The sequence below is a fragment of the Algoriphagus pacificus genome, from assembly GCF_017254845.1.
Classification (GTDB): Bacteria; Bacteroidota; Bacteroidia; order Cytophagales; family Cyclobacteriaceae; genus Algoriphagus; species Algoriphagus pacificus.
The window spans coordinates 244,581-271,266 of the sequence record NZ_JAFKCU010000002.1 but is presented as its reverse complement, the minus strand read 5'-3'; the positions used below and the strand labels follow the sequence as shown (position 1 = coordinate 271,266).

General features: G+C 39.1%; 24 protein-coding genes and 1 tRNA gene. 12 read left to right on the top strand and 13 right to left on the bottom strand.

Annotated features, from left to right (window positions below; translation table 11 throughout):
* Nucleotide 1 precedes the first annotated feature (1 nt).
* A complete protein-coding gene (locus J0A69_RS07935; protein WP_206586030.1) occupies nt 2-868 on the bottom strand; it encodes a hypothetical protein in 867 nt (288 codons plus the stop codon).
* A 98-nt stretch (nt 869-966) separates the two neighbouring features.
* On the opposite strand from J0A69_RS07935, the gene J0A69_RS07930 reads away from it, so the two are divergent.
* Complete coding sequence (locus J0A69_RS07930) at nt 967-1,389, top strand: hypothetical protein (protein WP_206586029.1); 423 nt, start codon at nt 967-969, stop codon at nt 1,387-1,389.
* Between the two features lie 46 nt (nt 1,390-1,435).
* On the opposite strand, the gene J0A69_RS07925 is transcribed toward J0A69_RS07930, so the two are convergent.
* Nucleotides 1,436-3,721, bottom strand: coding sequence for a xanthine dehydrogenase family protein molybdopterin-binding subunit (locus J0A69_RS07925; RefSeq protein ID WP_206586028.1), 2,286 nt, complete (start codon nt 3,719-3,721; stop codon nt 1,436-1,438).
* Nucleotides 3,722-3,744: 23 nt separating this feature from the next.
* Nucleotides 3,745-4,203 (bottom strand): (2Fe-2S)-binding protein, encoded by a 459-nt coding sequence (locus J0A69_RS07920; RefSeq protein WP_206586027.1) that lies wholly within the window; start codon nt 4,201-4,203, stop codon nt 3,745-3,747.
* A 345-nt stretch (nt 4,204-4,548) separates the two neighbouring features.
* Between J0A69_RS07920 and J0A69_RS07915 the strand changes: the two genes are divergently transcribed.
* The 4 genes from J0A69_RS07915 (at nt 4,549) to J0A69_RS07900 (ending at nt 10,466) form a co-directional block, all read left to right on the top strand.
* Nucleotides 4,549-4,622: transfer RNA gene (locus J0A69_RS07915), tRNA-Asn, on the top strand.
* A 288-nt stretch (nt 4,623-4,910) separates the two neighbouring features.
* Nucleotides 4,911-5,096, top strand: a complete 186-nt coding sequence (locus tag J0A69_RS22775; RefSeq protein ID WP_206586905.1) for a tetratricopeptide repeat protein — start codon at nt 4,911-4,913, stop codon at nt 5,094-5,096.
* Between the two features lie 6 nt (nt 5,097-5,102).
* Nucleotides 5,103-8,243: a PKD domain-containing protein gene (locus J0A69_RS07905; RefSeq protein ID WP_206586026.1), complete on the top strand. Its 3,141-nt coding sequence runs from the start codon at nt 5,103-5,105 to the stop codon at nt 8,241-8,243.
* Nucleotides 8,244-8,894: 651 nt separating this feature from the next.
* Nucleotides 8,895-10,466, top strand: coding sequence for a DMP19 family protein (locus J0A69_RS07900; protein ID WP_206586025.1), 1,572 nt, complete (start codon nt 8,895-8,897; stop codon nt 10,464-10,466).
* Between the two features lie 395 nt (nt 10,467-10,861).
* On the opposite strand, the gene J0A69_RS07895 is transcribed toward J0A69_RS07900, so the two are convergent.
* The 6 genes from J0A69_RS07895 to J0A69_RS07870 all read right to left on the bottom strand — a co-directional run bounded on the left by J0A69_RS07895 (nt 10,862) and on the right by J0A69_RS07870 (nt 15,740).
* Nucleotides 10,862-11,959 (bottom strand): type 1 glutamine amidotransferase domain-containing protein, encoded by a 1,098-nt coding sequence (locus tag J0A69_RS07895; protein ID WP_206586024.1) that lies wholly within the window; start codon nt 11,957-11,959, stop codon nt 10,862-10,864.
* A 201-nt stretch (nt 11,960-12,160) separates the two neighbouring features.
* Nucleotides 12,161-12,838 carry a VOC family protein gene (locus tag J0A69_RS07890; RefSeq protein WP_206586023.1) on the bottom strand — a complete coding sequence of 226 codons (678 nt, stop codon included), beginning with the start codon at nt 12,836-12,838 and terminating at the stop codon, nt 12,161-12,163.
* Complete coding sequence (locus J0A69_RS07885) at nt 12,835-13,467, bottom strand: NAD(P)H-dependent oxidoreductase (RefSeq protein WP_206586022.1); 633 nt, start codon at nt 13,465-13,467, stop codon at nt 12,835-12,837. The genes J0A69_RS07890 and J0A69_RS07885 overlap by 4 nt, the downstream gene beginning before the upstream one ends.
* 104 nt (nt 13,468-13,571) lie before the next feature.
* Nucleotides 13,572-14,291, bottom strand: a complete 720-nt coding sequence (locus tag J0A69_RS07880; RefSeq protein ID WP_206586021.1) for a GNAT family N-acetyltransferase — start codon at nt 14,289-14,291, stop codon at nt 13,572-13,574.
* A gap of 7 nt (nt 14,292-14,298) precedes the next feature.
* Nucleotides 14,299-14,745: a DMT family transporter gene (locus J0A69_RS07875; RefSeq protein ID WP_206586020.1), complete on the bottom strand. Its 447-nt coding sequence runs from the start codon at nt 14,743-14,745 to the stop codon at nt 14,299-14,301.
* A gap of 11 nt (nt 14,746-14,756) precedes the next feature.
* Nucleotides 14,757-15,740 (bottom strand): cyclase family protein, encoded by a 984-nt coding sequence (locus J0A69_RS07870; RefSeq protein ID WP_236032734.1) that lies wholly within the window; start codon nt 15,738-15,740, stop codon nt 14,757-14,759.
* A gap of 101 nt (nt 15,741-15,841) precedes the next feature.
* On the opposite strand from J0A69_RS07870, the gene J0A69_RS07865 reads away from it, so the two are divergent.
* Nucleotides 15,842-16,420, top strand: coding sequence for a Crp/Fnr family transcriptional regulator (locus J0A69_RS07865; protein WP_206586019.1), 579 nt, complete (start codon nt 15,842-15,844; stop codon nt 16,418-16,420).
* 8 nt (nt 16,421-16,428) lie between these two features.
* On the opposite strand, the gene J0A69_RS07860 is transcribed toward J0A69_RS07865, so the two are convergent.
* Entirely contained in the window at nt 16,429-16,890 is a 462-nt protein-coding gene (locus J0A69_RS07860; protein ID WP_206586018.1) for a nuclear transport factor 2 family protein, read from the bottom strand.
* A 109-nt stretch (nt 16,891-16,999) separates the two neighbouring features.
* Here J0A69_RS07860 and J0A69_RS07855 point away from each other — a divergent pair, with 109 nt between their 5' ends.
* Entirely contained in the window at nt 17,000-17,572 is a 573-nt protein-coding gene (locus tag J0A69_RS07855; RefSeq protein WP_206586017.1) for a Crp/Fnr family transcriptional regulator, read from the top strand.
* On the opposite strand, the gene J0A69_RS07850 is transcribed toward J0A69_RS07855, so the two are convergent.
* A complete protein-coding gene (locus J0A69_RS07850; RefSeq protein WP_206586016.1) occupies nt 17,573-18,532 on the bottom strand; it encodes an NAD(P)-dependent alcohol dehydrogenase in 960 nt (319 codons plus the stop codon).
* Nucleotides 18,533-18,700: 168 nt separating this feature from the next.
* On the opposite strand from J0A69_RS07850, the gene J0A69_RS07845 reads away from it, so the two are divergent.
* From J0A69_RS07845 to J0A69_RS07835, 3 genes are all read left to right on the top strand, one after another.
* Entirely contained in the window at nt 18,701-19,393 is a 693-nt protein-coding gene (locus J0A69_RS07845) for a DUF4386 domain-containing protein (RefSeq protein WP_206586015.1), read from the top strand.
* Between the two features lie 31 nt (nt 19,394-19,424).
* Nucleotides 19,425-19,718, top strand: coding sequence for a Bor family protein (locus tag J0A69_RS07840; RefSeq protein WP_206586014.1), 294 nt, complete (start codon nt 19,425-19,427; stop codon nt 19,716-19,718).
* Between the two features lie 143 nt (nt 19,719-19,861).
* Nucleotides 19,862-20,209: a 5-carboxymethyl-2-hydroxymuconate Delta-isomerase gene (locus tag J0A69_RS07835; RefSeq protein WP_206586013.1), complete on the top strand. Its 348-nt coding sequence runs from the start codon at nt 19,862-19,864 to the stop codon at nt 20,207-20,209.
* Between the two features lie 8 nt (nt 20,210-20,217).
* Here the strand turns inward: J0A69_RS07835 and J0A69_RS07830 are convergent, their stop codons facing one another.
* Together J0A69_RS07830 and J0A69_RS07825 are read right to left on the bottom strand one after the other, a co-directional pair.
* On the bottom strand, nt 20,218-20,907 hold the full coding sequence (locus tag J0A69_RS07830) for a LytR/AlgR family response regulator transcription factor (RefSeq protein WP_206586012.1): 690 nt from the start codon (nt 20,905-20,907) through the stop codon (nt 20,218-20,220).
* Complete coding sequence (locus J0A69_RS07825) at nt 20,898-21,932, bottom strand: sensor histidine kinase (protein WP_206586011.1); 1,035 nt, start codon at nt 21,930-21,932, stop codon at nt 20,898-20,900. The genes J0A69_RS07830 and J0A69_RS07825 overlap by 10 nt, the downstream gene beginning before the upstream one ends.
* Before the next feature lie 282 nt (nt 21,933-22,214).
* Between J0A69_RS07825 and J0A69_RS07820 the strand changes: the two genes are divergently transcribed.
* The gene (locus J0A69_RS07820; RefSeq protein WP_206586010.1) at nt 22,215-23,093 is read left to right on the top strand and encodes an ABC transporter ATP-binding protein; all 879 of its coding nucleotides are present in this window, start codon (nt 22,215-22,217) and stop codon (nt 23,091-23,093) included.
* A gap of 104 nt (nt 23,094-23,197) precedes the next feature.
* Nucleotides 23,198-26,653, top strand: coding sequence for a M1 family aminopeptidase (locus J0A69_RS07815; RefSeq protein WP_206586009.1), 3,456 nt, complete (start codon nt 23,198-23,200; stop codon nt 26,651-26,653).
* Nucleotides 26,654-26,686: the final 33 nt, after the last annotated feature.

Genomic DNA, 26,686 nt, shown 5'->3' with positions numbered 1-26,686 from the left:
TTTATTTTTTTGGATACCTGTAAAGCACAGGCTGAATTTCGAATCGAACCTCACTCAAAGTAAAATAGGCTTTTCCAGCTTGATCAAAGCCAATGGCTTCTCCTTGAGGTTCGGGAACGTAAGGTAACTTAATAGGCTCTTTAGACAAGGCATTTGTAAGGGATTCATTCAAATTTCTTGGCCAATAATAAACTTCAAGGTAATTTTTGATTAGGATCTGGCTACCATCTTGAGAGATATCACCTGCTACCGCACTGGTTATTGGCAGTTTAAGTACTTCTTTTAAAATAGTCTCTCCTTTGCCAAAATCAGCAGCAGCCAATCGAAAAACCGTGTTTCGCTTATCTCTTTTGGAAATAATAAAAATATCTCCCGAAACAGGATCTACCATAAGCGTTTCAGCGTCCATAGGTCCATTCGGGTATTTCAGTTGGATCTTTTCTGGATTCACCATAATCCCAGGCTTTATACTACTTGGCTCCGCGAATCTATAAATCGCTATCGATTCATATTTTCCAGCATTATCTCCTATCTCGCCTACGTAAACATAGCTTTTCCCACCCGGCCCAGGTCCAACAGCAATATCTTCCCAGTCCCTGTTTTTGGCTCCTACCAACTCGATATCCCCTACTTCCTTTCCTGATGAGTCAAGGATATAAACTTTTGCTTCTCCTCCACTGTCATTGTGAACATAGAGCTTATTGGGATGAACTTTACTGAATCCCATGCCACTGATTTCATTTAAGACCTTTGCATCAATAGTTTGGACAGCAACTCCATCGCCAAAAATCGGTACCTCTTTAAATTCTTGACTATAGCCGGTAAAAACATAAAAAACTCCAAAAAGGAGCAAGAGAAATGATTTCATATATTTATTTCTAGATTTCTAAAATAGCCAAAATACCTGAACGCAGGCGAGAATAGTTTTCTCATTAGGGAACGAATAAATTTTAAATTGTTTTCACAATGGATCCACTTTTGAAAAAAATGACTTGGAAGGAAGGAATGAATATCCAAGTTTGGAATGCTCCTGAAGAACTCTCGGAATTAATTGCCGGATGGACAAAAGATGGGTTGATAGATCCTTCCAAAGCACCTGATTTCATGTTGGCATTTCTTCAGACAAAAGCAGAGGTTGAAAAGTACTTTTTTGAAATGCAGGCAAAAGCAAAAGATGATGAGCAAATCTGGCTAGCCTATCCTAAAAAAACCTCTAAGAAATATAAATCAGAAATCAATCGGGATTCTGGTTGGGGCTATCTTGCTCAGTTTGATTTTGAGCCAGTCAGACAAATAGCAATCAATGATGATTGGTCTGCTTTACGTTTTCGCAAGACTAAGTATGTGAAAAACATGACCAGAAAATTTTCCGTGAAGGATCAAAAGTAAATCGGGTTGCAGCTTTTGATTTCTATTTGCTACAACCCGAATCTATTTAAACTTTGAAAGGCAATTTGTAAATCCGCTCCCCATTCATTCGATACATTGCATTTGCAAGGGCTGGAATAAACGGTGGAACCGGAGGTTCACCTACACCTGTCGGCTTTATCTGGCTTTCGATGATATTGACATGAATCTTTTTCGGAGAAGCCGGCATTCGAATAATCTGATAGGTATCAAAATTATTTTGCTGGACTTGACCATTTTCAAAGGTAATCGCAGAAGTGGTTGCCAAGCTGGTTGCAAACTGAGATCCACCCTCAAATTGTGAACGAATCCTATCCGTATTTACTGCCACGCCACAATCGACAGCATAGAAAACTTCAGGAATACTGATTTTACCAGTGCTATCTTTCTCCAAAACCACCACACAAGCCACATAAGTCAGGAAGCTTTTATGCGCTGCAAAACCCATAATCTTTCCTGCCTCCTTATTTGCGGTCCAGTTTGATTTGGAAGCTACCTCACGAATGACATTTTTCATCCTCCCTGTATTCCAAGGGAAATCCTCTATTTTCTCACCGTAGTTTCCATAATCTCCACCCACCATTTCGGATTGGAATGTGATGTCTCTATCCTCTCCTAATAATTCTAGGGCATTTTCAATAGGATCTTTTCCTCTAGCTTCTGCAATTTCATCCATCATTGAATGCATCGCAAAAGCATGGTGAATATTGCTTACTGATCTCAGCCAACCAACTCGGGTATTCCCAGTGGATTCATGAGACTCGATTCTGATATTTGGTACATCAAAAGGAAAATCAACACACCCCAATCCCATTTCACCATCGGATGGATGTAATTCTTCTTTGCTGCTGGTAGATCCAATGGCAGGAAATACGGTATGATGATTCCAACCTGTCAAGTTACCTGAGGAATCCAGAGAAGCTTTGATCCGCTGTGCGCTATGGGAATGGAAGAAGTCAAAATGAAGATCATCCTCTCTAGTCCATTGAACCCGTACCGGAGCTTTGGCTGCTTTTGAAAGAGTAGCAGCTTCTACCACAAAATCAGGTTTGGATTTTCTTCCAAAGCCTCCACCTAACAAAGTTACATTGATTTTCACCTGAGAAACATCTATTCCCAAAGCTCCTGCCACGGCTCCTCGCGCCCATTGGGGATGCTGAGTGGGTGCCCAAACTTCGCAGGAACCATCCTCTTTAACATGGGCTATGGCTGCCGGTGGCTCAATGGTTGCGTGGGCATAAAATGGAGCCTCGTAAGTTCGTTCAATAACTTTAGACGCAGCTCGAGAGGCTGAATTGAAATCTCCTCTTTCTCTTCTGACTTTCCCGTTTTTGGTAGTACTTTGTACCATTTCGGTAAGTTGCTGAGCTGAGTTATAGGACTGATTTTCTCCTAAATCCCACTCCACTTCTAGAGCTTCCCGACCTTTGATCGCAGCCCAAGTATTTTCTGCGATTACTGCCACACCTTCCAAAGCTTTGTCTAGTCCGGGAGGAAATCCTGAGCCTTCGATTTTTACCACCTGAACAACACCAGGTACAGCCAAAGCTTTTTCATCATTGTATGAAATGACTTTTGCGCCGATCACAGGGGTTCGCTTGACAACTGCGATTTTCATATTTGGCAAATCAACATCTGCCCCAAAAACCGCTTTTCCTCTAGTAATGTCTTTTACATCATAAATTGGGACATCCGTGCCTATCAGTTTGAAACTGGAAGCATCGCGAAGTTTAATATCCCCTTCGGCAGGCATTGGTGCATCCTTGAGACTTTCCACCAACTCCCCAAACTGGATTTTTTTACTACTACCAGCATGAACAACCATCCCATTTTCGGTATCGCATTCACTGGCATCCACTCCCCATTTGGCAGCGGCAGCAGAAATCAGCATATGGCGACCTGTCGCCCCGGCTTTACGCATGGGTTCGTAAAACATACGGACTGAAAAGGATCCATCGGTATTTTGATTCCCGTATTTTTCCTCATCTCCTTCAGCTTGGACGATTTTGACAGTGGACCAATCGGCTCCGAGTTCATCTGCCACAATCTGCGGAAGGGAAGTTCGGATACCCGTACCCATCTCTGATCTATGAGCTATAATCGTAACCTCGTTATCTGAATTAATACTGAGGTAGACATTTGGAGCAAAAGTGATGGTTTCTCCTTTTGGACCGGAGCATTGGAAATTGACCCCGAGGAGAAATCCTCCAGTGGCCAAAGAACCAATTTTTAAGAAATCCCTTCTGGAGGGAACAAAGACCTTACTTTGGTCTTCTCTGTTTTTATTTTTTAGAAATGGAATATTCGGAAGCATGTGAATGGCTTTAAGTGAAAAACTTATTGTGCTTGTGATGCAGACTTGATTGCCTCTTTGATCCTGTTATAGGTTCCGCATCTGCATAGATTACCAGCCATTCCGGCTTCGATTTCCTCATCTGATGGACTCGGGTTTGCCTTCAATAAGGCTGCAGCATTCATAATTTGCCCAGATTGACAATAGCCACATTGGGGCACAATATGCTCCACCCACGCTTGCTGTACTGGGTGATCTCCATTTTCTGAAAGTCCTTCAATAGTAGTGATCTGACCATCTCCAACTTCTGAAATCGGGATAGAGCAAGATCTTACAGCAGTACCATCCAGGTGAACTGTACAGGCGCCACATAGAGCCTGACCGCAACCGAATTTAGTACCTTTCATTCCGAGCAGATCCCGCAATACCCACAAAAGTGGCATATCATCTACGGCATCTACCTCCTTTTTTTCACCATTGATTGTGAGTGTGAATTGGGACATAGGATTTATTGTTTGGTTAATTCAATATAACCCAAATAATCGATTTAATAACCTTGATTCTATTCCAAGCCGGGCTGTCCTTCTGATACATAAGCAATGGGAATGGGGCTAAATACCCTCTGGCTTAAATTCAACTAAGTATGAATCGATGATTCCAAAAAAATAAGTCGCTGATTTAGAAGTAAGAATCAATATAAAAAGAAGATTTTTAGACAAGGGTTTGGAATAAAAGACTAAGCCTCCTACATTTGCAACACCAATTCGGAAAACGCTCTGAATTTGATAAAATTCCTCCTTAGCTCATCCCGATAACTATCGGGAGGTTAGAGCGGAAAAACAAAATATTCCTCCTTAGCTCAGTTGGTTAGAGCACATGACTGTTAATCATGGGGTCCTAGGTTCAAGCCCTAGAGGGGGAGCATTTAAAGCCTTAATTCGAAAGAGTTAAGGCTTTTTTGTTTTTGAGTAATTAATAGATCCTGATTTCATCCATAATGATGATTTGGCTCAGTTGGTTCAAGTCCCTCACATGCAGGAGGAGCAAAAGCCTTGCAGAAATGCGATGCTTTTTTGTTTTATTCTCTTTTGACTTTTTTCATTTTTTAGCTAACAAATACCTTTTCATTAGCCCCCTAAAAATTTATATCTGTTCAGAAGTTTCATTTACTATAAAGGAAAACTATATATTAAACAACTAACTAAGTCAAATTCTAGTTGATGAACTATCAGATGATTGGGAAGTACATTTTCTAAAAGGCCAAAATCTGGAGAAATTAGAAAAGTATTTAGAGGCTCAGAAGTTTTATGAGAAATCTTTGGAATTGAATCCTGACCAAGCACTTGTTAAGAAAAAACTTAAGGACCTAGCTAATTTGGTCAACACAGAGAATTAATAATTCATGCGTAGGACAGTATTTATTCTTTTTAATTCCATTTTCCTTTTTTTACTAGTTGGGATTGCTGCCCCTGCACAAGTGCTTCCTGATACCAAGGAAGTCAATCAATTCTACATAGGTTTCATGGATAATTTTCTTCCAGGAGCACCCTTTGAGCCTACTTTGATTATCACTGCTCTCGAAGAAAATGTAGAAGGAAGGATAGAATTTGGTGGGAATACAGTCCCTTTTTCGCTAGGACTGGGAGAAGTTTTTGAGTTCGAAGCCAATCCCAATCTGGTAATCCAAACCAATCAAGTGGTCGAGAATAAAGGAGTATATGTCTATGCTGAAGGTGAAGTTTCCGTCTATGCCTTAGATCTTAAGCCCGGTACTTTTGACGGCACATTGGTTCTTCCTCACGACCAACTGGGGAGTAATTACTTTGCAGCATCTCATTACGAAAATCAAACCAAAGGAATCCGGCTTTCGGAAAGACAGTTCAACAATGAAAGTCAAATTCTAATTGTTGGCACAAAGGACGGCACCCAAATTCAAATCACACCTACCGCACCTGTCAATAACTCGCTTTCTCCTTTTACAATTACCTTAAATCAAGGACAAACCTATCAATTTAAGTCCAAAGGAGATTTGACTGGCACCGAAATTTCAGTAATCAATTCCACTGAAGATTGCGCAAGAATAGCCGTCTTTTCAGGGAATAAATTTGCTGATATCGGAGATCCAGAATGCGGCCCTTTTTCCACATCCCATATTTACAATCAAAACGAACCTGTCTCCTCCTGGGGAACAGAGTTTTTCCATATTCCGCTCAAGGATCGACAATTGGGAGAATTGGTGAAGTTTATAGCTGCTTTCGACAACACAGAAGTATTTGAAGGGGGAAATCTTTTGGCAAGCTTAAATTCTGGGGAGTTTTTCACCTTGGATGTGGAGTCAGATCGGGCTTTACACTTTACATCCTCCAAGCCGATAGGAGTTTTTGGGTTTGGGAAATCCTATTCATGCGAAATACTCGATGAAAATTCTGTTTTATCCCCTGCCAATGTAGATAACTACGGTAATCCTCAAATGGTCAACTATGCCCCATTTAATAATCCAAAAAGACAAATCACAGTCAATTTTCATAAAGTCTATGGAACCTTCTTACACTATGCCCAGCTAGTTACTCGGACGGAAGACTTTGCTCAAATGCAAATAGATGGAGCTGTTGTATCTAATCAGTTTGAACCATTCGACAATAACCCTGACTTCTCATATGCCCAAATTATCCTAGCTCCTGGAATACATACCTTAAGTAATCCAGCAGGATTTTCTGGGTATTTTTATGCTGTTGGGGCTTCCCAGTCTTATGCGCTTGACTTTGGGAAAGATTTTGAAAACAACGAATATGAAATTCTCTCCAGCTTTGATGATCTCAAAACAGGTTCACCTAGAATTGCCTGCATTGATCAGGAAGGAACATGGGAAGTAATCCCGGATGATCCCTCATACACCTATTTTTATTGGGATTTCGGAGATGAAACTGGCATTAAAGTAGGTCAGCTAGTACTTCACACTTACACAGAACCTGGAACATTTACCGTCAAAGCCTTTGCTTCAATAGATGCATCAGGTTGTGAGGAGACCGAGCTCCATGAATTCGAAGTGGAAGTGACTGAGTTAAGCGGTGAATTGGAAGGTCCGCTTTCCTCCTGTCCAAATGTGGAAGAATTGAGCTATTTCTTCGAAGGAGAGGGAGAAATTTCAGAAGTTCAATGGGAAGCAATCGGTGGAGAAATTATCTCCCAGACGAATGAAGAAGCAATAGTTAAATGGGGAGAGGCTAATCCAAATGCAATCATCAGGGCTATTCCAATTGGTGACAATGGTTGTCCGGGAAAACCGGTAGAATTAGAAGTCCTGATCAAGCGGGAACTTGAGCCGGAAATGGCTATTGGACCCGATTTTATCTGCGATTTAAGTTTGGAATACACCTATACTGTCAATCAGATAATACCTAATCGGAATTATGAATGGGAAGTTGTCAGAGGCGAATTTATCGGCGGGAATATCGGATCCGAAATAATTGTCAAGTGGGACGAAAACGAAAGTCAAGGAATTTTGCGCTATTGGGAATTCAGTACTTTGGATGAATTTTGCGAAGGTACTTCACCAGATTTGACAGTTGCATTAAATACTGGATTTGAAGCAAGCATTTTTGAACAATCAAACGTGACCTGTTTCGGGGCAGCAGATGGAGAAATCAGTCTGGAAATAGTAGGAGGAATCCAGCCATATACTTTTTCATGGTCCCATGATCCGAGTTTGAACTCGGAAACCGCTTCAAATTTAGTTTCTGGGGTTTATTCTGTAATTATTCAAGACAGTCAAGGCTGCGAAATTTCCCTTGAAAATCTAGAGATTATTGAGCCAGAACCTCTTGAAGCTTCGATTCTTTCACAGCAAGATCCATCCTGTTTTGGGAATACTGATGGCAGTTTAGCCTTTGAGATTCAAGGTGGAACTCCTCCTTATCGCCTTGCCGATCCTCAAATTCCTGTAGACCAAAATCAAGTAAGTCTGGAAAATCTTGAAGGAGGCACATATGCCTTTACGATTCTAGATTCCAACGATTGTGAAACCGAACTCAACTTAACCCTAAACGAGCCTGATCCTTTAGAGGTGGTCTTTACCGTAAATCGAAATCCCTGCCCGGGGGACACTAATGGAGAAATAATGGCAGAGCTCAGAGGCGGCACGGGTCCTTTTACTTATGAATGGAGCAATGGCGCAAGCACACAGGTCAATCAAGGAGTAGCAGGAGGTGAATATGAGGTTCAGGTAAGAGATGCAGCTGGCTGCGTGGGAGTGGGCAATATTCGTCTTCAGGAAGTTGCTCCAAGATTCCGATTTCCTACAGGCTTTAACCCCGAACAGGGGCCTTTCGGACCTATTGCAGATTGCGGGGAGGTAGTTTACACTCTAATAATTTTCAATCGTTGGGGGCAGTTGATTTATTCAGGAAATAGTCCTTGGGATGGAAATCTCAATGGTAAAAACAGCCCAACTGGTACTTATACTTTCCGATTTGATTATGAATTTTCACTGAATGACGAATCAGTTTTGGAATCTCAATCAGGATCATTTTTAAAAGTAAACTGATAGCTACCTAACAAAAAACCAGTCAGATTTTGAATAAATACTGATCCTTGAATTTTATGATTTTCTCTCTTTTACAAGAAAGAATTGTTTCAAACTGATTAGCCAAGATTAAGAAATTGATTCTTAGCTAATAAAATTGAGCAGTGGAAATTTACTTGGAACCACAAATGCATTTGCGGATAAAATAGTGGAGGGCATACTTTTAACTTAGGTGGACAAATCGGTTACAACAAGTGCAAAATCAAGAGATTTAGCATTTTTTGTAAACCAAAATCCCTCTAAGCAAGTGGTCTAAAATGGAAAGACTATTTTAATATTATGCCTTAAAATCTATTTGAAAATAAATCACAGGAGTTAAAGCAATAAACTCTTAAGGATCTTATTATTGATATCAATTGAAAACCCCCTACTTCAATAAGCATGAAAAAGCAATTGAAGACATTGGCATAAATAAATCTTTTTTTATTACTTTTTCTTTAGTTATTTGCCTCAAACAATTTGGTTTTCAAGTCAACAATGCTTTCTCTCTTTTTAAAAGCAAAGCCCCTTTTATTAATTCTAATAACGTTTTCCTGTTTCAATTCTTTTGGTCAATCGGAATATGATTTCAGACCATTATTGAAGGATTTCCCGAGTCAATCTTTGCCGAAAATGACCAAAGGTGATTATTTTTCTACCTCTGGTGCAATTTTTAATTTTTGGGCTCTGGACGGACTTCCTGATTGGTATGATCAATCTCAACAGATCGAATTAATAGAAAAATTGAGACCAGAAATCAAGGAACTTTATTATTGGTCTAACTTAGCCGGCCAGCTTTCTAATGGCGGTTTTTCTCAGTTCTTTGACAATGGATACGGCTATATGATTCCTGAAATCATTGATTTCTTCCAAAGAGTCGGGGATGAAAAAAGTATCGAAATTCTAAAAAAGGCTGCGAAATGGAATGATGAAAATCAATCTGAAGAGGTGCTTTTTGATTTTTCTCAGAATTCCTTGGATGATATATTTTTCACACATTCGGAACAATCAAATCAATTGATTGAGACATATATCCGAACTCATTCAGATCTATACATCACGGATGAGGAAGGAAATTTTTTCCCTGAAAACTTCACAGGCAATATTTCTTCAATAGATCCCATCACCAATGAGCGAAAGGAATTTGAGGTAAGAGACAATCAACTTCATGGTGTTTTGAAGATCTTTTCCTCTGAAGGATTTATCTCCAAAGAACTGAATTATGAAAATGGAGTTCAGCTAGGGACCCAAAAAGAATATGATAAAGAAGGTCGATTATTTAAAACGGAGGTTATTCACTCCCAACCTAGAAAAACAGAGATCTCCTATTTTTTTCCGAATGGGCAAATTGAAGTCAGTTTAACTAAAGACTCTTTAGGAAATGAAATTGGAGAACACAGCAAATGGTATGAAAATGGGGTGTTGGAATGGAAATTCACTCTTGATAAAAAAGGAAACCATACAGGGCCATTTTTCGAGTATTACTCAAATGGAAAAAAGAAAGTAGAATTGGATCTCCGGGAAGATAAACATCGATACATCAATTTTTGGGATGAAAATGGAAACCATCTATTAAAAGATGGCACTGGCTATTATTATGATGAATACCAAATTGGAAAGTCTACTTACAAAAATGAGTACCAATTCAAGGATTTTTTGGAAGATGGAATTCAAAAAAGATATAAGAATGGAATATTACAGTCTTATAGGGAAATGAAAAATGGGAAACCGGAAGGTTATTTTCGGGAATACTATTCAAATGGAAAACTTAAAGAAGAATATCTAATCAAAGATGGAAAAGGAATTTCCCATCTTTCAAAGCCTCTTTTTGAAAACCCAAAATTGAATGTAGGGATAGAAACGAGTGTGGACGAAAAATCCATGACCCTCAGAGATTATCCACTTTCTGATGAATACCCAGAATTACTGAACGAAGCTGAAGTTGCAGAACAAATGGTTTTTCCTCCTGAAGGCTTTGAACTTCATGGCTGGGATAAAAAATTAAGAGCTTCTTATTTATTGCATATCAATGATTCCGGAGAAATCTCAGGCTTTGATTTTTTTGTAGCTGATAATGGATATGTGACCAATGTTATCGAGGAGGCTTTTCCCAAATTTAAATTCAATCCAGGCTTAAAAGACGGGAAACCTGTGACTTCTTATTTGCTTTTGAGAGTAGAAATGTGGTTGACAGAAACTGATTAATATTTTTCTGTAAAATTCAATTATCCATAAAATGATAGTAGAATTCTAACAACCATTTCTCCCAAAACCGCAAAATATGCTTTAATAAAACACAATTGATAAGGCGCTATTTTTGCTTAGTTTTGAACTCGAGCCTTCCACATTTAAAATGAAAACCCTTTTTATAATCCTTCTGATTTTTTCTCTTCCGAAAGCCATACAAGCCCCCTTGGCTTAATACCCTATATCTTTTTATTGATTTCATTTTTCTTATTTACCTATTCATTTTTATTTAAACAAGGTATTTGTACGGTAGCAATTTTATAAAACTCCACTTCAGCTATTTAGACTAACCTGTATTCAATAATCATTTTTATATAAAAAAACTCATCCCAAAATTTAATCGCAATTATTTTCTACCTATTAAGTTCAATATCTTTTGCAAAAGACGCTAAACCTAAAAGGTCATATAATTTTTTTAAATCTCCCTGTATCACTGATACAGCACCATGACTAATAAGTAATGACCTAGAAACAGATTGTTTATTTTCTTCAATAATTTGTTTTAGTTCTGCTTTGGAACCCTCTTTACCTTTTGTTTCATAGGTAAATAAGACTTTAACAGCATTTTCTTCCGCAGTGATGGTCCTATGTTTCGGCTTGTACCCTAACTGCTTAACCATAGCTTCTGAAATTGCCCATACCGACCATGGATTTTGGCCAGTAATTAAATTATTATCGTGACTTATTCTTTCAAGGTACATGATGCCTTCATTAAATATGGCCCCTTGAGAAATTAGTTTGTCTTGTAATAAAAAAGGAAAAACTGATTCTGCATTTGGAATTAACAATAACTCTTCCTTATTGGTGAAGCTACTGACCTGCTTATTTTTTAAAAATGGCTGTCCATCGTCTAAGGTGACATTTACAAAGGCTGCAGGGCCATGACAGACTGCTCCGATAACTTTGTTATTCTTATGGAAATCTTTTATCAAAGCATGTATAAATCTATTATTTGGAAAATCAAACATTGCTCCTTTCCCTCCGACAAAATAAACAGCTTCATATGTTTCAGGTTTTACATCTTTTAGTAAAAGGCTATTATTGGTTTTGGATTGTGCAATAGAATCATTCAAAAATGCATAATCGAATATTCCCATATCATCATCGTCTAACACTATGGGTGGTTTACCTCCTAAAGGACTTGCTATATCAACATCAAAACCATTGGCTTTAAAAACATAGTAAGCTCTTGCTAATTCTGTTAGTTCGTATCCTGTGCGTTTACCACTTGTGCCCATGGTATCTGTGCTGGTTACAACAGCTAGTATTTTCCCCCGATAAGCTGGCACATCTTTAGTGATGTAAGTGATGTCACTTGCTTGACTATTAACTAAGGCACCATCTTCTTCCGGTAAAAGACTCGCGATATATAGACCAATGGAGATAAGTATAGCCACAATGAGAGCTACAGTGGTCAGTGTCCATTTAATTATTGGATATTTTTTAAACATAATTTCTTTTTTAATTCATTTATCAAGTAAAGTTGGATCATACTTAAGGTTGCTACAGGGCTGACAATTCACCATGGTTATCATATATAGGCCCTTCTAAAACCATTTAATCTGTCTTATTTTTCAATATCTACTCAATAAAACGAGCTAATCATATTGTCCAATCATAGGTAGCAGTTCCATAAAGGGGTATCCTGAGTGTTAGCGATGGAGTTCAAACCAAGTAGTCTTATCACCAACTTTGATTTCAAAACTTAACCCACAGGGGGTTGAGGGTATTTGTGTGGGGTACCAATTCCGTCCCTCTTTAGAAATAACAAGTAGACCGGATTCCTCACCCAAGGCCAAGAAATCAGAATCTTTTGGTCCTTTGGGGAAATAATTAATCCCTGAATCGGCAATGATTTTTTCAGCCGTTTCCAAAGGGGAATCAGTGACAATTCCTATTTCATTTATACACAATATGTTTTGGGTTGAAAAATCTCCGATTATTTCATTTTGGAGATCCATCCGACAAATGACTTCCAAAATATTCCCCTGGTCATCTTTGAAATAGACCGACTTTGCCTTCCAGTTTTCAAAATGCACAATAGGACCTGAGTCTGGGATCAGCATTTTAACCCCTCTATCATTTAACCATTGAAAAGCCAATTCAATGGATTGACTTGGGATAAGGAAGGCAAAATGATATTGGGGAGAGGATTCCTCTGACACTTTCTTAAATACCAATTCAGAAGATCCAACTTGGAAACCTACTTGATTCATGTTTCGGAAAAGAAGCTTAAAACCAAGTCTCTCTTGATAGAACCTTTGGGTTTCATCCAAATTTTTACTTTGTAATACAAGTTTTAAAATATCCATTACTCTCCCTTTCTTCATATGAGTTCAAATAGCTCTTCACTACTTCTCCGAACTTTCTTACGAAAATGTGTCGAATCATCTAAGGCGCGAAATCCTATCGGAGCAACTAATACAGCATGTAATCCCTGGTCATTTAAGCCCAAAATTTCATCATATTTATCTGGCTCAAATCCTTCCATCGGACAAGCGTCAAGTTTAAGTTCTGCCGCAGCAATTAGGAGATTATTCATTGCTAAATAGCATTGTTTCTCTGACCAGGACTGTCTTTCTCCTTCACCCATGGCTGAAATGCTTTTTTTAATACTTTTTCCATAGGCAAGAATCCCGGCTTTTTTAGATTCTTCCACTCCCTCTTGTAAGAGGTTGATATATGAATCGACTCCTTCATTAAAGTTTTGGTTGTAACTACAGAACACGAACAAATGGGATGCATCCGTGATTTGCGATTGGTCCCAAGAAGCTTTCCTAAGCAGTTTTTTCTTTTTAGGATCTTCAATTATCAAAACCTTATACAATTGAAGCCCATAAGAGGAGACCGAAAGTCGAACAGCCTCTTTAAGCAGTTCCAAATGGGTTGAATTAATTTTTTTCTTTGAATCAAATTTTTTGGTGGCATAGCGCCAGTTCAATGTTTCTATTAATTTCATCTGTATATAATTTAATTTTTAAAGGTCAGAAGGAATCTCGCATGATGAATAAACATCCCTCTGGGTGTCGAATTTTGCCATGCTCGATTTCATTTCTTTCTTTTTCAGTTTTTATAAAATCTGATCTTAAAATCTGACTGAAAGCCGTATTTTAAATACAATCCCAAGCCCATGGCTGAGGCTTGAAGGATAGCCGTGGTGGCCCCGGCTTTTTTTACCTTTGAAAGAGTGGCTTCGAATAAGTGATTTGCCCAACCCTTTCCTCGAAAAGAGGGAGCCACTCCAATAGAATAAATTCCTGATACACCCCTGGAATCTTGAAAGACCATACTGGTTCCTATAGGATTATCTTCAAATGAAGCGGTGTAAAAACTCACTTTTTCTCCGAGGGCTATCACTGTGGAAGGAGGAATTTCATACCCAAAGGAATGGAAGAAGGCCTGTGACCAAATCAAAGCTTGTTCCGGCGTTTTTACCAGTTGCAGTTGAATTGGCGGATTGGTTTGGGAGGAAAAAATAGCTAGATCACAGGACATCCCAACCAATTTAGAAGACGAATGAAAACCAAATTCGGCAAGTAAGTCTTCTTGGATTTCCTTTTCCCAAACAGCCAAACTACAGGGCTTTCCCTTTGACAGAGATTGAACAGCTAAAAGCTTTTTAGAATTCAATGAGCCAGTAATCCATACCTTATCTGGCCAATCTCCCTGACTTCCAAGGCTGGCAAAGACTTCATTCTCTGAAATGAATTTACCTGCTAAGAGTCCCCCTACTTTCCAAAGCTCTGTGAGGTTATTTACATTTGAGTGTTTCAATAATTCCATAGCTCTTTTAGGATTTTATTAGCAACACCGAAACAATCATCAGAGAGATCCCCATAATTCTTTTGAAAGTGATGGGCTCAATAGGCAATCCAAACCATCCATAGTGACTGGCTAATCCCGCAAAAATTAATTGACCGCTTAGACCAAATGCGACCGTAGTAGAAATACCAATTCTCGGAATCACATAGTAAAAAGAAGCGATTGCAAGAAAGCTTAGAACTCCTCCCAAAAAAAACAAGTACAAAGGAATGGTCTGAATTTTTTCCAGAATTGCCATATTCTCTTTTGCGAGAAGCAAAACCAAAATGGCGAGAGAAGCACTGACTAAAAGGCTTAAAGAGGAAGCTACTAATGCATTATCCAACCTAACTCCAAGCTGGGCATTTAAACTGCCCTGCAGGACAATCAATATTCCGACTCCAAAGGCCGCTACCATCAAATGAAGGTTTTCCATTTTCAAATCATTTAATTGATAGGTATGGCAATGGGACGCATAGGAGACGCGGAAGCCCCCCGTAACTTCAGCGAACTACCTATAAAAACAAATTCATAAACCCCATCATGAGCTAAACTCTCCAGATTCATTTGCTCTATAAACATCACGCCTTTCTCCGCAAGCAAATAGGTATGGACAGGTACCCAATTGTCCTCCCGCTCAGGAGGGAAAGCTTCGAAACTTAAATTATCCGCACCCAAAAGCATAATTTGCTGCTCCTCCACCAACCATTTAACTGCGTCTAGGTTGATCCCCGGATAGTTACCCAAGTACTGATCTGCATGCTCATAATGCCTTGCCTGCCCTGTTCGAATGAGGACTATATCTCCCTTCTGTAGTTTTGTTTTTTGCCTTTCTAGAGCTGATTTCAAATCAGAAGAGTTGATTCGATAATTTTCCGGCAGCTGATCTACCTCTTTCAAAGCTAAGATGTCAATTAAAACACCCCTTCCAATTATGGGAGGAATGGTTTCTGCACCTGTTTTTTTCCAGCCTTTATCCCCCAAATACTCATCAGCTGAAAAACCATTCCAGATTTTACCATTCAACCCAAAATGATTCAATGCATCAATATGGGTTCCCATATGTGTATACATGGAAATGGCATCCCCAGTATAGCTGACATTGGCATTCATCCCCTCTCCCATCCCATTGGGATTGTCAATGAGCGTACCTTTTGGAGTGTGGGTCATCCAGAATTGATAGGCAGGATCTCCCAAAGCATCGAAGCTGGGCATCCCCACGAAATATTCTACACTTAAGTCATAGATTTTTCCTGATCTAACATGGCTTAATACCTCTAATCGGCTCTGATCGCTCATCAAGTTAAGCGTACCAATTTCATCATTGGGCCCCCAAGGGCTTTTTCCAACTTTCTCAGTTGACATGACCTGTGAAAGGCCAAACCCTGCCTGACAAGTCAGAAAATAGGAAATGAACATCCATTTTTTCATGATATTATATTTTTTTGGTTTATAATGACCTTTCAAAGGTCCGCCAATTACAATCCTTGTCGAATGACTTGGATTAAGTCTTTTACTTAACCTAGATCAAGATGAATACTGAGCTCCTATGGCAAAGTCTGGAGAATTATATCTCGCTCTCTGAGTCTGAAAAGGTATTAATCCTATCCAAACTAGGCACCCGAAAATTCAAAAAAGGTCAATTTCTGGTTTTTGCAGGTGGCAAAAGCAAAGTGACCAATTTCGTCATTGAAGGGTCTGTAATGGCTTATTTTACCGATGCCAAAGGGCTAGATCATATCATCCAATTTGCCTTTGAAGGTTGGTGGATTAGTGATTTGAAGAGTTTTATCACCCAGAAAGAAGCCATTCTCAATGTTCAGGCCTTGGAAGAGAGCACTGTTTTGGAACTATCCTACGAGGACCTAGAAGAACTATATAGTCAAATCCCTCAATTGGAACGATTTTTCAGGGTCATCACTCAGCGTGCTTTTGTGGCCTTTCAAGAGCGAATTTTGGAAACCATCAGTCAATCTGCCGAAGAAAGGTATCGGGCATTTCATGAAAAATTCAAGAACTATGAGACCCGAATTCCTCAGAAACTGATTGCCTCTTATTTGGGAGTTACCCCGGAGTTTTTCAGCCGAATGAAAAAGAAAATGGACTGGTAAAACATTGATTACCAATATTCCGTGATTCTGTAAATCTTTCCATTCCGGAATTCAAAAACAGTCATTTCCCCCGTTTCTTTTGGAGGATCTGGGTTGGTTTTGGTCACAAATCTTTTGCTGACTGCCAGTGCGTCTTTTCCTGAAATGAGTGAAAAAACACGGATATCATAAATGCTTCCATCGTATTCTCCTGATTCTAAATTTCGGCGATATCCATTGTACAAATCTTCTCTGGTATATACGCCACCATATCCCTGATGAGTATAGGTAAAGTCTTCTGTGAACAGTTGGAATAATGCTTCCACATCTTTCATATCAGATCCTTTTCGGAAAATTTTCAGATTGAGTTGATAATATTGATTAAGCAATTCTTTCTGTTTAGATTTTTCATCAAAGTTGGGATTTCTTTCATTTTGGACTCCCAAAACCCCCAAATACAGCAAATACACAGTTGCAATAGCAGTTTTCATTTCAAGCATTTTTGTTTTTATTGTGATGAAAAAGGTTCTAACCGAACCCCATTCGTATTTACTCCAAGATTTACACGCTCCTATTTTTTGAAAATTCTAATTTTAAACCATGGTCACTCGAAGTTCATCCCTATTTGAAATCCCTCTTACGGTGGAGGAGGCTCAAATCATCGACTTATTAATCCCCATCAAGACTTTCAAAAAAGGAACTATACTTTTGAAAGAGGGTCAGGTGGCCAGAGAATCCTATTTTAACCTCAAGGGATTGGTTCGTTTGTATTACTTGATAGAGGGTGAAGAGAGAACCATCCACTTTTTTGAGGAAGGCCAGCCCATTGCTTCACTTTCCAGCTATCTGAATAAAACTCCGGCCAATCATTATTTGGAATGTGTTGAAGACACTACTTTGACCATTCTCAGCTATGACAATGAACAGGAATTAATCCAACGAGTACCGGCATTTGAATCAGTTTGTCGTATATCCATAGAACAGGAATTTGGAAAAAACCAACAAATGCTGGCGGATTATATGATCAAATCACCTGAGAAACGCTATCTGGAACTTCAGGAAAATCAGCCTGAACTACTTAATCGAGTTCCTCAGTACATTCTAGCTTCCTACCTCGGAGTAAAACCAGAATCACTCAGCCGAATTCGGAAAAGGTTGGCGACCAAAACCTGATTAAGCTACCATTATCCCCACATTTCCGGCCTTTTTTCCCATTTCCACATAGGCATGAGCAGCTGGAAGTTCTTCAAACCGATAGACTCGATCCAAATATGGTTTTATCTTTTTTGCTTTCAGAAGAGCCTGAATAACCACCAAATCTTCCCTTTTCTGTTCAGCTATTCCTACTTGTATCTGCTCATTTTTTCCGCTTAGCGATTGAATAAACAAATCCAAATAATCGGTCATTGCAGCATCCACAGCTAGGTATTTCCCTGAACCTGCCAACATATGGTTTACTTCCCGAAAAGAAGTTTTTCCTACAGCATTGATGATTAGATCAAATTTTTGTGTCAGCTGGGTAAAGTCTTCCCTATCATAGCAAATCACCTGATCTGCCCCCCATTTTTTCACCCAACTCGCATTTTTCGAGCTACAAACACCCACCACATGAGCATTCTTTACTTTAGCCAGTTGAAGTATCGCGGAGCCTACCGATCCAGAAACTCCATGAATCAGTACTTTCATTCCTGGCTGTAGATCAACCTTTTGGAGAAAATAATAGGCCGAAAGAAATCCAACGGGTACTACAGCCGCTTCCTCAAAACTCAATCCTTCCGGGATTTTCGCCATAGGCATTCCTGAATCCACCACAACATATTCGGCATATGTACCGGAGTTCATCCCCAGACTACCAAAAACCTTATCTCCAACTTGAAAATCAGAGACTTCAATCCCTATTTCTTCTACTACTCCGGCAAATTCATGCCCAAGCAAATGGTTTTTAGGTTTGAACAGTCCCACAAAAAACCGAATTGGAAGCGGTTTTCCACTGCGGATTCTCCAATCCCCTGCAGTGACGGAAGTGGCGTGGATTTTCACCAAAAGCTCATTGGCTTTCGGCTCAGGTTTTTCCAGCGTATCGGGATTCAATACATTCGATTCCCCATACCTTTTGAAGGTAAATGCTTTCATTTTCAAAGTGTTTTGAATTACACTTCAAAAGTAAAACCCACTTCTTTCCCAAAAATTGATCTGGGTTAAGAAGTAATTTTTAAATTTTTCAATCCTCCATACATTCTTAACCTAAGTCAATTTCCAGACTTTTTTTCTGCCCTAGGTTTGTGGAAAAAATAGGACGAAATGAAAAATCTTACAGATCAAAGCGACCGAAACCTCATTCTTGGGCTGACAGGCGTACTTTATTTAGTAGTGATTGTTTGCGGACTTTTCAGTGAACTGGGAGTTCGGGGAGTTTTATTCCTGCCAGAAGATATCCAGCAGACTATGGAAAACATCAAAGGAAACCAAAACCTACTTAGGGTTGGAGTTTCCTTGGACATGGTCATGGTTTTGGCTGATATAGGCTTAGCCTGGTTTTTCTTAATCTTATTTCGCGAGAAATTTCCAAAACTATCCTATTTAGCTGCATTTCTAAGACTGGTGCAGGCGGCAATTATTGGAATCAACCTGATCCATCTTTTACAAATCCCTGCTCTATTCCAATTATTCCCTAATCCAACGGACCCAATTAGGGTAGCAAAACAAGTTGGCTATCTGATTGAATCCCATCGCCTAGGATATTTACTCAGCGGGATTCCTTTTGGGATGAGCTGTGTGATTTTGGGCTATATGATGTGCAAATCCGGCTGGTTTTCACGACTTCTTGGAGCCATGGTCGTGGTGGCAGGATTTTCCTATTTGATCGATTCCTTCACCAATATCCTCTTACCTACCTATGCTCCTCAGAGTGAGATTTTGGTTTTGGCCACTGCCGTGATCACAGAATTATCCCTTTGTATTTACCTGATAATTAATGGAATAAAGAAAAATTAAACCAACTATTACATATTTAAACACAAGCAAAATGAGAAAAATCATTTCAACTTTCGCAGTGGTACTAGCCACAACTCTTCTCTTAAGTTCATGCCACTCCTACACTGTTACCGTAGGAGAAGGTTCACAAACTGGTATAGAATACAAGGAGAAAAACCATTATCTGATTGAGGGATTGGCTCCCTTGAAAATATCTGATCCAGAAAAAATGGCTCGTGGTGCAAAGGATTATGAAGTAACCACAAAGCACACTTTCCTAGATGGATTAATTCATGTATTGACTTTCGGGATCTATGCGCCAACGACCACCATTGTGAGAAGGTAAAAACTCGCACATTCAAAAAAAGAAAGGGTGTCTGCAGATTACCTGTGGATGCCCTTTAAAAAAAATCAATCTGAAATTATTCAGGTTGCTCCGTCCAATCTATTTTGAATCCGAGCATTTAATAATTCAAATTCAATAGAAATATGCCCCACTTTATCATTGACTGTTCAGAAGGGCTTTTAAAAAAGCAATCACCGGAAAAGATTATGGAAACAGTTTTTGAAACAGTAAATTCCTCAGGCCTTTTCCACCCAGAAGACATCAAAGTCAGAATAAGACCTTTTCACTATGCCTACGGAATATTTTTCCCAAAGGAATTTATTCATGTTTTTGCCAATATCATGGAAGGACGAACAATTAATCAAAAAAATGCGCTTTCCCAAAGTGTGGTGGCAAAACTCAACGGACTATTTCCTGAACTCGCTATTGTATCAATGAATATCAGGGATTTCGAAAAGAATGGGTATTTCAACAAGAAAATGCTTAAATAAAAAGATACTTAACTCAAGAATCCCTTAAGGTTTACTTTGTAAGTCTGACCAATTGGAATCATCACCTCTGCAATCTTGATTTGATTTCCCTCGACAAAATCAATTTGATCTCGATTGATCAGATAGGATTTATGAACTCGAATAAAGCTAGGCGGAGGTAGCTTTACTTCTAATTCTGAAATCTTATCAGGACAAATTAGCATTCCTCCAGAATGAAAAACCTTGCAATAATTCCCGAGAGCCTCCACGTAAAAAATCTTATCCAATTCGATCTGAACGTGTTTCTTATCCGATTTTATAAAAATCCGTTCTGGCTCCAACTCTGATTTTTGTTCTGCAGTCTTTGAAGTTGTCACCTTATTGATCGCCTTGATAAATCGATCTAAACTGAAAGGCTTCAATAAATAATCTGTTATATCCAGCTCATATCCTTCCAAGGCAAACTCCTGATGTGCTGAGGTCACAATTACTTTGGGAGGATTTGGCAGTGATTTTAAGAGTTCAAAACCGGTGAGTTTAGGCATGTTTATGTCAAGAAAAATCAGGTCAGCTTTTGAACTTCGAAAAAATTCTAAAGCCTCAAACCCGTTGTAGAAATTTCCAGCCTTTTCCAAAAAGGAAAAATTCTCACAATACCCCTCTATTATTCTATGGGCTATCGGTTCATCATCTAAAATCACGTAAGTAATCAATTCCATAGAATCTCCATTGTTACTTTATAGGTAGCTTTATCTTGAGTGATTACCAAAGAATGCCTGGCAGGATATGCCAATTCCAATCTCCTTTTCAGGTTTTCCAAGCCAATTCCAGGTTTCGCATCCTGCGATTCGGGATCGAAATTATTTTCTATTTGAAATTTCAATTTTTCTGGCCCCGAAATCAAGCTAATTCTGACAAATGCCCCCTCAGTCATTTTTTCTACCCCATGCTTAAAGGCATTTTCAACAGGAACAATAAATAACAAGGGAGAAATCAGACCATCCTGATCTATATTTACTTCAAAATCAATCTGGGGTTCATTCCTGTGGCGAAGCTGCTGGAGCCCCAAAAAATTCTTGATATAATCTACCTCTTTACTCAACAATACCTCTTGCTTCTTACCCTCATAAATTGTGTAGCGCATCATATCCGAAAGCTTCAGTACCACTTCTGGTGCCGTATCGGACTTTTCTACACAGAGTCCATAGAGGTTATTCAAAGTATTGAAAAGAAAATGCGGATTGATCTGATTTTTCAGCATGGCCAGCTCCGCTTGGTTTTTCTGACTCTCTAGATCTTTGATCCTTTTCCACTGCTCAAAAACCCAAATTATTAGAAAAAAAGGAATAGGAATCAACAACATAAGGATAGCCAGTTGATGATGTTCCTTCAAATAGGCTTCATTCCACCGAAGCAGCGTAAAAGCAATCCAAACCAAGCCATATACTAAGAAAATGGACTTTTGGAATTTTTTGAAAAACACGGGAGCCACAAATTGAGCAATCCCCATCCAAAATAGAATGAGTAAAAATATGGAAACAGGATTATCAGGAATGTCCATCCATTGATCTAAAAGCAAAATGCCTGTCAGGAAAAGTACCAAGTAAAGAATCCTGAGTAAACTCTTCTTTCTAAGTCGGATACTTCGACTGTAATAAAACACCAAACTGCACAAAATCCACCAGGATCCTAGTATCAGGGTGTTTTCAAGGTATTCGTCAAAATCAATGCGAATAAACCCCATACGTTGGAGCAAAAATGTAACGAGTATCGTCAGCCCTAATCCCCATCCTAGGGCCTTAAAAAAAGAAACTTTTGGAAACATCCTTCTAAGATAGCCAAGCCATGATTTTTAGAAAATAAAGATGACCAACAGTGCCTTTTTCATGATGAACACTTTAAAATAGTCTCAACTGAAAGAATTCGACATTGTGGCTTGTTCATCCTCAATTCTGGCCTGTTCGACATATTAATTAGATCAGATCATTTTGAATTCCAAGTTTTGGTGAAGCAAAAAATGCCAGCCATGAACCAACTTGAAATTCGAAATCTCAGCAAAACCTACCCTAATGGTGTAAAAGCATTAAATGATATCTCCATCATCATCAAAAATGGAATGTTTGGCCTTTTGGGTCCTAATGGTGCTGGAAAATCCAGTTTGATGAGAACTCTTGCCATGCTTCAGGATGCTGGTTCGGGGGAAATTCTTTTCAACGGTCAAGAAGTCCAAAAAAAACCTGAGAAAATCCGATCCGTACTGGGCTATTTACCCCAGGAATTTGGAGTCTATCCAAAAGTTTCCGCATTGGACTTATTGGATCATATTGCAGTTCTAAAAGGGATAACTGATTCAGGGCAACGGAGAGAACAAGTCCAATTTCTTTTGCGACAAACCAATCTCTATGAACATCGAAAAAAAGCAGTGCATTCCTATTCCGGAGGGATGAAACAGCGATTCGGGATTGCTCAGGCGCTACTTGGAAACCCGAAACTAATTTTCGTGGATGAACCAACAGCAGGTCTGGACCCAGAAGAAAGAAATCGATTTTTGAACCTCTTAAGCGAGGTAGGAGAAAATATCATCGTCATCCTTTCCACACATTTGGTAGATGATGTCTTTGAGCTTTGCTCTCAAATGGCCATCATGAATAAAGGACAAATCTTAATTCAAGGAAACCCAACCACTCTCACTTCAAGACTTGATGGTAAAATCTGGTCCAAAAAGATCAAAAAATCAGAATTGGGCGAGTATCAAAGGCAGCTTCAGGTCATTTCTTCCAAGTTGATCGCAGGAGAAACTTTAATTCATGTTCAGTCAGAACACTTACCAGAAGCAGGCTTTGAGCTAATCCAACCAAGTTTGGAAGATTTCTATTTTTCAACCTTGACTTCTGCCCAGAAATGAAAACTACACGATTTTTCTCACTCCTATCATTTGAATTGAGATACCAGCTAAAAACCAAATCGGTATACTTATTTTCTTTGATTTACTTCGGATTTTCCTATTTAATGGGGACCCAAGGGGCCATTCCTGCTGGAGTCAATTTCAACTCAGAATATGTGCTGTTTTTTAAAATGGGATTATTGAGTTTAGGGTCAGTCTTTTCCATTATGTTTTTTGTGGTAACAGCCATTCAAAGAGACACTAAGTATGGAATGGAACCTCTTATTTTTTCGACCTCACTTAATAAATCCCAGTTTTTCTGGAGTCGTTTTACCGGAGCCTGGCTTGTTGGGATTCTAGTGATTCTAATGGCCCTTCCCGGATTTTATGCAGGGCTATATTTTTCTGACCTGGACCCCAATCGAATCACCTCCTTTCATTGGGATGACACTTTTTCAGTTGCTTGGAAGCTGTTGATTCCTTCTGTTAGTATTTGCACCGTCCTCTTGTATTCTGTTTGCCTCCTGACCAAAAACTCCTTGGCAACTTATGCTATGGCAGTTTTTATTTATGCCCTGTATTTTATTTCTGCCATCTTTTTAAACTCACCTCTTTTGGCAAATGCTGCTCCTGTCTCCAGTGAAAGCCTATTTTTAGCAGCTTTGGCAGATCCATTTGGATTGTCGGCTTTCTTCGAGCAAAGCAATCTCTGGACACCCTTCCAGAAAAATCATGAGCATATATCCTTTATCAGCTTACTAGGTTTGAACCGCCTGATTTGGTTTGTAATCTGTGCTTTACTCTTGGCGATAAGCTACCGCAAATTTTCTTTCAGAACATCAAGTCATAAACCCCGAAAAACGAAACTCCTCCTTCCTTTCGAAGAGGCAATCCCAAGTACTTTAGCTAAACCAAAGAGCGTATCCATCTCTTTACGCAAAGTCTTCCCAATCCTCAACTCCCTTATAAGAATGGACTTGAAATTTATCTTTCAAAGCATTCCTTTTTGGACGGTAATGGGTGCCTGGATAGTCCTAGCTGTTACAGAAATTTATTCCAAAATCTATTCGGGCGGGGCCTATGATGAAACTTATTTTCCTGCCAGTCAAATCCTTTTAGAACAGGTGCAACAACCTTTGTATTTGTTTGGAATATTACTGCTGGTTTTTTTCTGCGGTGAATTGTCATGGAGGGCTAAAAGCGAGAAATTTCACGAGATCATTGGGGCAACTCCATCCTCAAATGCCTCTTTTTTCCTTTCAAAACTTGCCACACTTGTTATCCTGATGTTGTTATTGATTGGAGCTACAATAATCATTTGTTTGGGCTTCCAACTGCAACAAACCTATTTGAGTTTGTATAGTATTGCAATTTTCAGCCTCCTAGTTTATCCAGGAATCCCTTTGCTTTTTTACGCAAGCATATTTCTCCTGATTCAGGATTTCTTCAAACACAACTACCTGGGAATGGGCTTCTCAGCAATAGCTTTTGCTTTATTTTCGGGTCCCTTAGGAACAGCAATTGGCCTAAATCATCCCCTTTGGAGAATCGGAGTTCTGCCTCCACTTAACTATAGCCAGCAAGCAGGTTGGGAAATGAATAGTCCCGGTTTTTTACTGTTGGCAATACTTTGGACACTTCTGGTATTGGCAGCAATCTTTTTCCGAGCCAAGCACTGGACCGGAGGTATCACTAGAATCCGATTGAGTTTCAGCTGGAATAAATCCACAATTGCAGGAACTTTGAGTTTGCTAGGGTTTATTCTATTATCTGGCTTCTGTTTTTATCAAATCAACATCATCGAGGGATACCAAACCGTAGATCAAATACTGGATCAAAAAGAGGCCTATGAGTTGAAATACAAGCAATTTGAAAAGGAAGCGGTTTTGACTTATTCCTCTCTACAATTGAAAATTGACCTTTTCCCTTCTAAAGGCACTTACCAAGCTCAGGTGAAAGGTAAATTGAAGAATAATTCAGATGTAGCTATCAGTAAAATGCTGCTGACTGAGAAAGAAAAATTGAAAAATCTCTGGATCGAGCAGACTTCTAAATTAGCCAAAAATGACCTGTTGGATGTATATGAAATTGAATTTGAAAATCCTGTTTTACCCCAAGAAGAAGTTTCATTCTCATTTGAAGTAAAAACCACGCCGGCACTTTTCAAAAAGGATCCTGCAATCATCCAAAACGGATCCTATTTGAATTTACGGGATTTCGCCCCCTACTTTGGTTATTCGGAGAGAAAGGAAATCAGCAATAATCAAGAAAGAAAAAAGAGAGACTTGCCTCTCAAACCAGACAAATTTAGCCGTCTGGACCATGAGGAATTTCAAGAAGTCAATTTGATGAAAGTGGATTTTGAAGCTGAGATCAGTACAGAGGCAGACCAGATGGCTTTCACCTCCGGTGAATTGCTAGAGCAAAGTACAGACGGAAACCGAACTTGGTTCCATTACAAAAGCAGTGAAAAGATACTTCCCTCAATTGCTATTTTTTCAGGAATTTATCAGAAGGATATTCTACTTTCCAATTCGGTTCAACTCGAGGTATATTCTCATCTATCGCATCAGTTTGACTCAAAGAGCACTTTGGAAACCATGAATCAAAGTCTCCAAATTTTATCCGAGACATTCGGATCATATCCTTTTAAAAAATTGAGAATTGTGGAGATACCTTCCCATTGGGGATTTGGTGGCTTTGCTCATCCTGGCATGATCAGCATGGTGGAAGATAATTATTTCCTGGTCAAGCCAGAAGACATAAATCAATTCGACTTGCAACGTAAAAGGGTGATTCATGAAGTTGCGCATCAATGGTTTGGGCATCTTTTGGCACCCAGAAATATTCCTGGAGCTTCCTTTTTTGTCGAGGGATTGGCAAAGTATTCAGAAGCTATGGTGATGGAAAAAACAATAGGAAAATCAGCCATTTGGCAGGTGACCGACAATTCAAATCGGAATTACTTTTATGGAAGAGCATTTGCTAATGAGGCCGAACCTCCCTTAAGTAAGATGAGAGGGCAAGGATACCTTTCCTATGGAAAAAGCGTTCAGAGTTTATTGGCAATTGAAGAACTCATTGGATCTGAGAAACTGAACTCCACCATCCAAAAACTGGTAGATGAAAGCATGAAAAGCAGCCTTCCCAGTATTGGTTTCCAGGATTTTCTAGATGATTTAAAGGCCAAATGTGATTCAACTGGAAGAAAGCTTATTCAGGATTGGTTTGAAAAAGTGATCCATTACGATATCAAAATCGAAACTGTTAAAATCAATCCTCTTCCAGATGGGGATTTCGAAATCAAATTGATTTACGAAGCCAAAAAACTAGAAACCCTTACTGATGGATCTCTTCGTGAAATTGAAATGAATGAACCGATCACTGTTTCACTATTGCAAAACCATCCTCGGAAAATTCATTCCGATGAGGAGCTGATTCAATCAGAATTATTACAGATAAAGGATGGTAGGCAGGAGCTTGTTCTCCATTCCAAAGTCAAACCAACATGGATAGCAATTGATCCATGGGGCACAAGGCCTGATCAGAATAGGGAGGATAATTTTGCAAAAATTGATTAGTTGCCGAATATTTAATTTAAAGCTCTAAATTCC

Bases quoted from the DNA above. Each gene is read 5' to 3' on its own strand.
- J0A69_RS07865 (WP_206586019.1), top strand. From the start codon at position 15,842: ATGAATACTGAGCTCCTATGGCAAAGTCTGGAGAATTATATCTCGCTC.
- J0A69_RS07820 (WP_206586010.1), top strand. From the start codon at position 22,215: ATGAACCAACTTGAAATTCGAAATCTCAGCAAAACCTACCCTAATGGT.
- J0A69_RS07890 (WP_206586023.1), bottom strand. From the start codon at position 12,838: ATGAAGAAAGGGAGAGTAATGGATATTTTAAAACTTGTATTACAAAGT.
- J0A69_RS07900 (WP_206586025.1), top strand. From the start codon at position 8,895: ATGACCAAAGGTGATTATTTTTCTACCTCTGGTGCAATTTTTAATTTT.
- J0A69_RS07830 (WP_206586012.1), bottom strand. From the start codon at position 20,907: ATGGAATTGATTACTTACGTGATTTTAGATGATGAACCGATAGCCCAT.
- J0A69_RS07920 (WP_206586027.1), bottom strand. From the start codon at position 4,203: ATGTCCCAATTCACACTCACAATCAATGGTGAAAAAAAGGAGGTAGAT.
- J0A69_RS07880 (WP_206586021.1), bottom strand. From the start codon at position 14,291: ATGGAATTATTGAAACACTCAAATGTAAATAACCTCACAGAGCTTTGG.
- J0A69_RS07895 (WP_206586024.1), bottom strand. From the start codon at position 11,959: ATGTTTAAAAAATATCCAATAATTAAATGGACACTGACCACTGTAGCT.
- J0A69_RS07860 (WP_206586018.1), bottom strand. From the start codon at position 16,890: ATGAAAACTGCTATTGCAACTGTGTATTTGCTGTATTTGGGGGTTTTG.
- J0A69_RS07835 (WP_206586013.1), top strand. From the start codon at position 19,862: ATGCCCCACTTTATCATTGACTGTTCAGAAGGGCTTTTAAAAAAGCAA.
- J0A69_RS07935 (WP_206586030.1), bottom strand. From the start codon at position 868: ATGAAATCATTTCTCTTGCTCCTTTTTGGAGTTTTTTATGTTTTTACC.
- J0A69_RS07825 (WP_206586011.1), bottom strand. From the start codon at position 21,932: ATGGGGTTTATTCGCATTGATTTTGACGAATACCTTGAAAACACCCTG.
- J0A69_RS07845 (WP_206586015.1), top strand. From the start codon at position 18,701: ATGAAAAATCTTACAGATCAAAGCGACCGAAACCTCATTCTTGGGCTG.
- J0A69_RS07905 (WP_206586026.1), top strand. From the start codon at position 5,103: ATGCGTAGGACAGTATTTATTCTTTTTAATTCCATTTTCCTTTTTTTA.
- J0A69_RS07925 (WP_206586028.1), bottom strand. From the start codon at position 3,721: ATGCTTCCGAATATTCCATTTCTAAAAAATAAAAACAGAGAAGACCAA.
- J0A69_RS07850 (WP_206586016.1), bottom strand. From the start codon at position 18,532: ATGAAAGCATTTACCTTCAAAAGGTATGGGGAATCGAATGTATTGAAT.
- J0A69_RS07930 (WP_206586029.1), top strand. From the start codon at position 967: ATGGATCCACTTTTGAAAAAAATGACTTGGAAGGAAGGAATGAATATC.
- J0A69_RS07885 (WP_206586022.1), bottom strand. From the start codon at position 13,467: ATGAAATTAATAGAAACATTGAACTGGCGCTATGCCACCAAAAAATTT.
- J0A69_RS07870 (WP_236032734.1), bottom strand. From the start codon at position 15,740: ATGAAAAAATGGATGTTCATTTCCTATTTTCTGACTTGTCAGGCAGGG.
- J0A69_RS07840 (WP_206586014.1), top strand. From the start codon at position 19,425: ATGAGAAAAATCATTTCAACTTTCGCAGTGGTACTAGCCACAACTCTT.
- J0A69_RS07855 (WP_206586017.1), top strand. From the start codon at position 17,000: ATGGTCACTCGAAGTTCATCCCTATTTGAAATCCCTCTTACGGTGGAG.
- J0A69_RS07875 (WP_206586020.1), bottom strand. From the start codon at position 14,745: ATGGAAAACCTTCATTTGATGGTAGCGGCCTTTGGAGTCGGAATATTG.
- J0A69_RS07815 (WP_206586009.1), top strand. From the start codon at position 23,198: ATGGGGACCCAAGGGGCCATTCCTGCTGGAGTCAATTTCAACTCAGAA.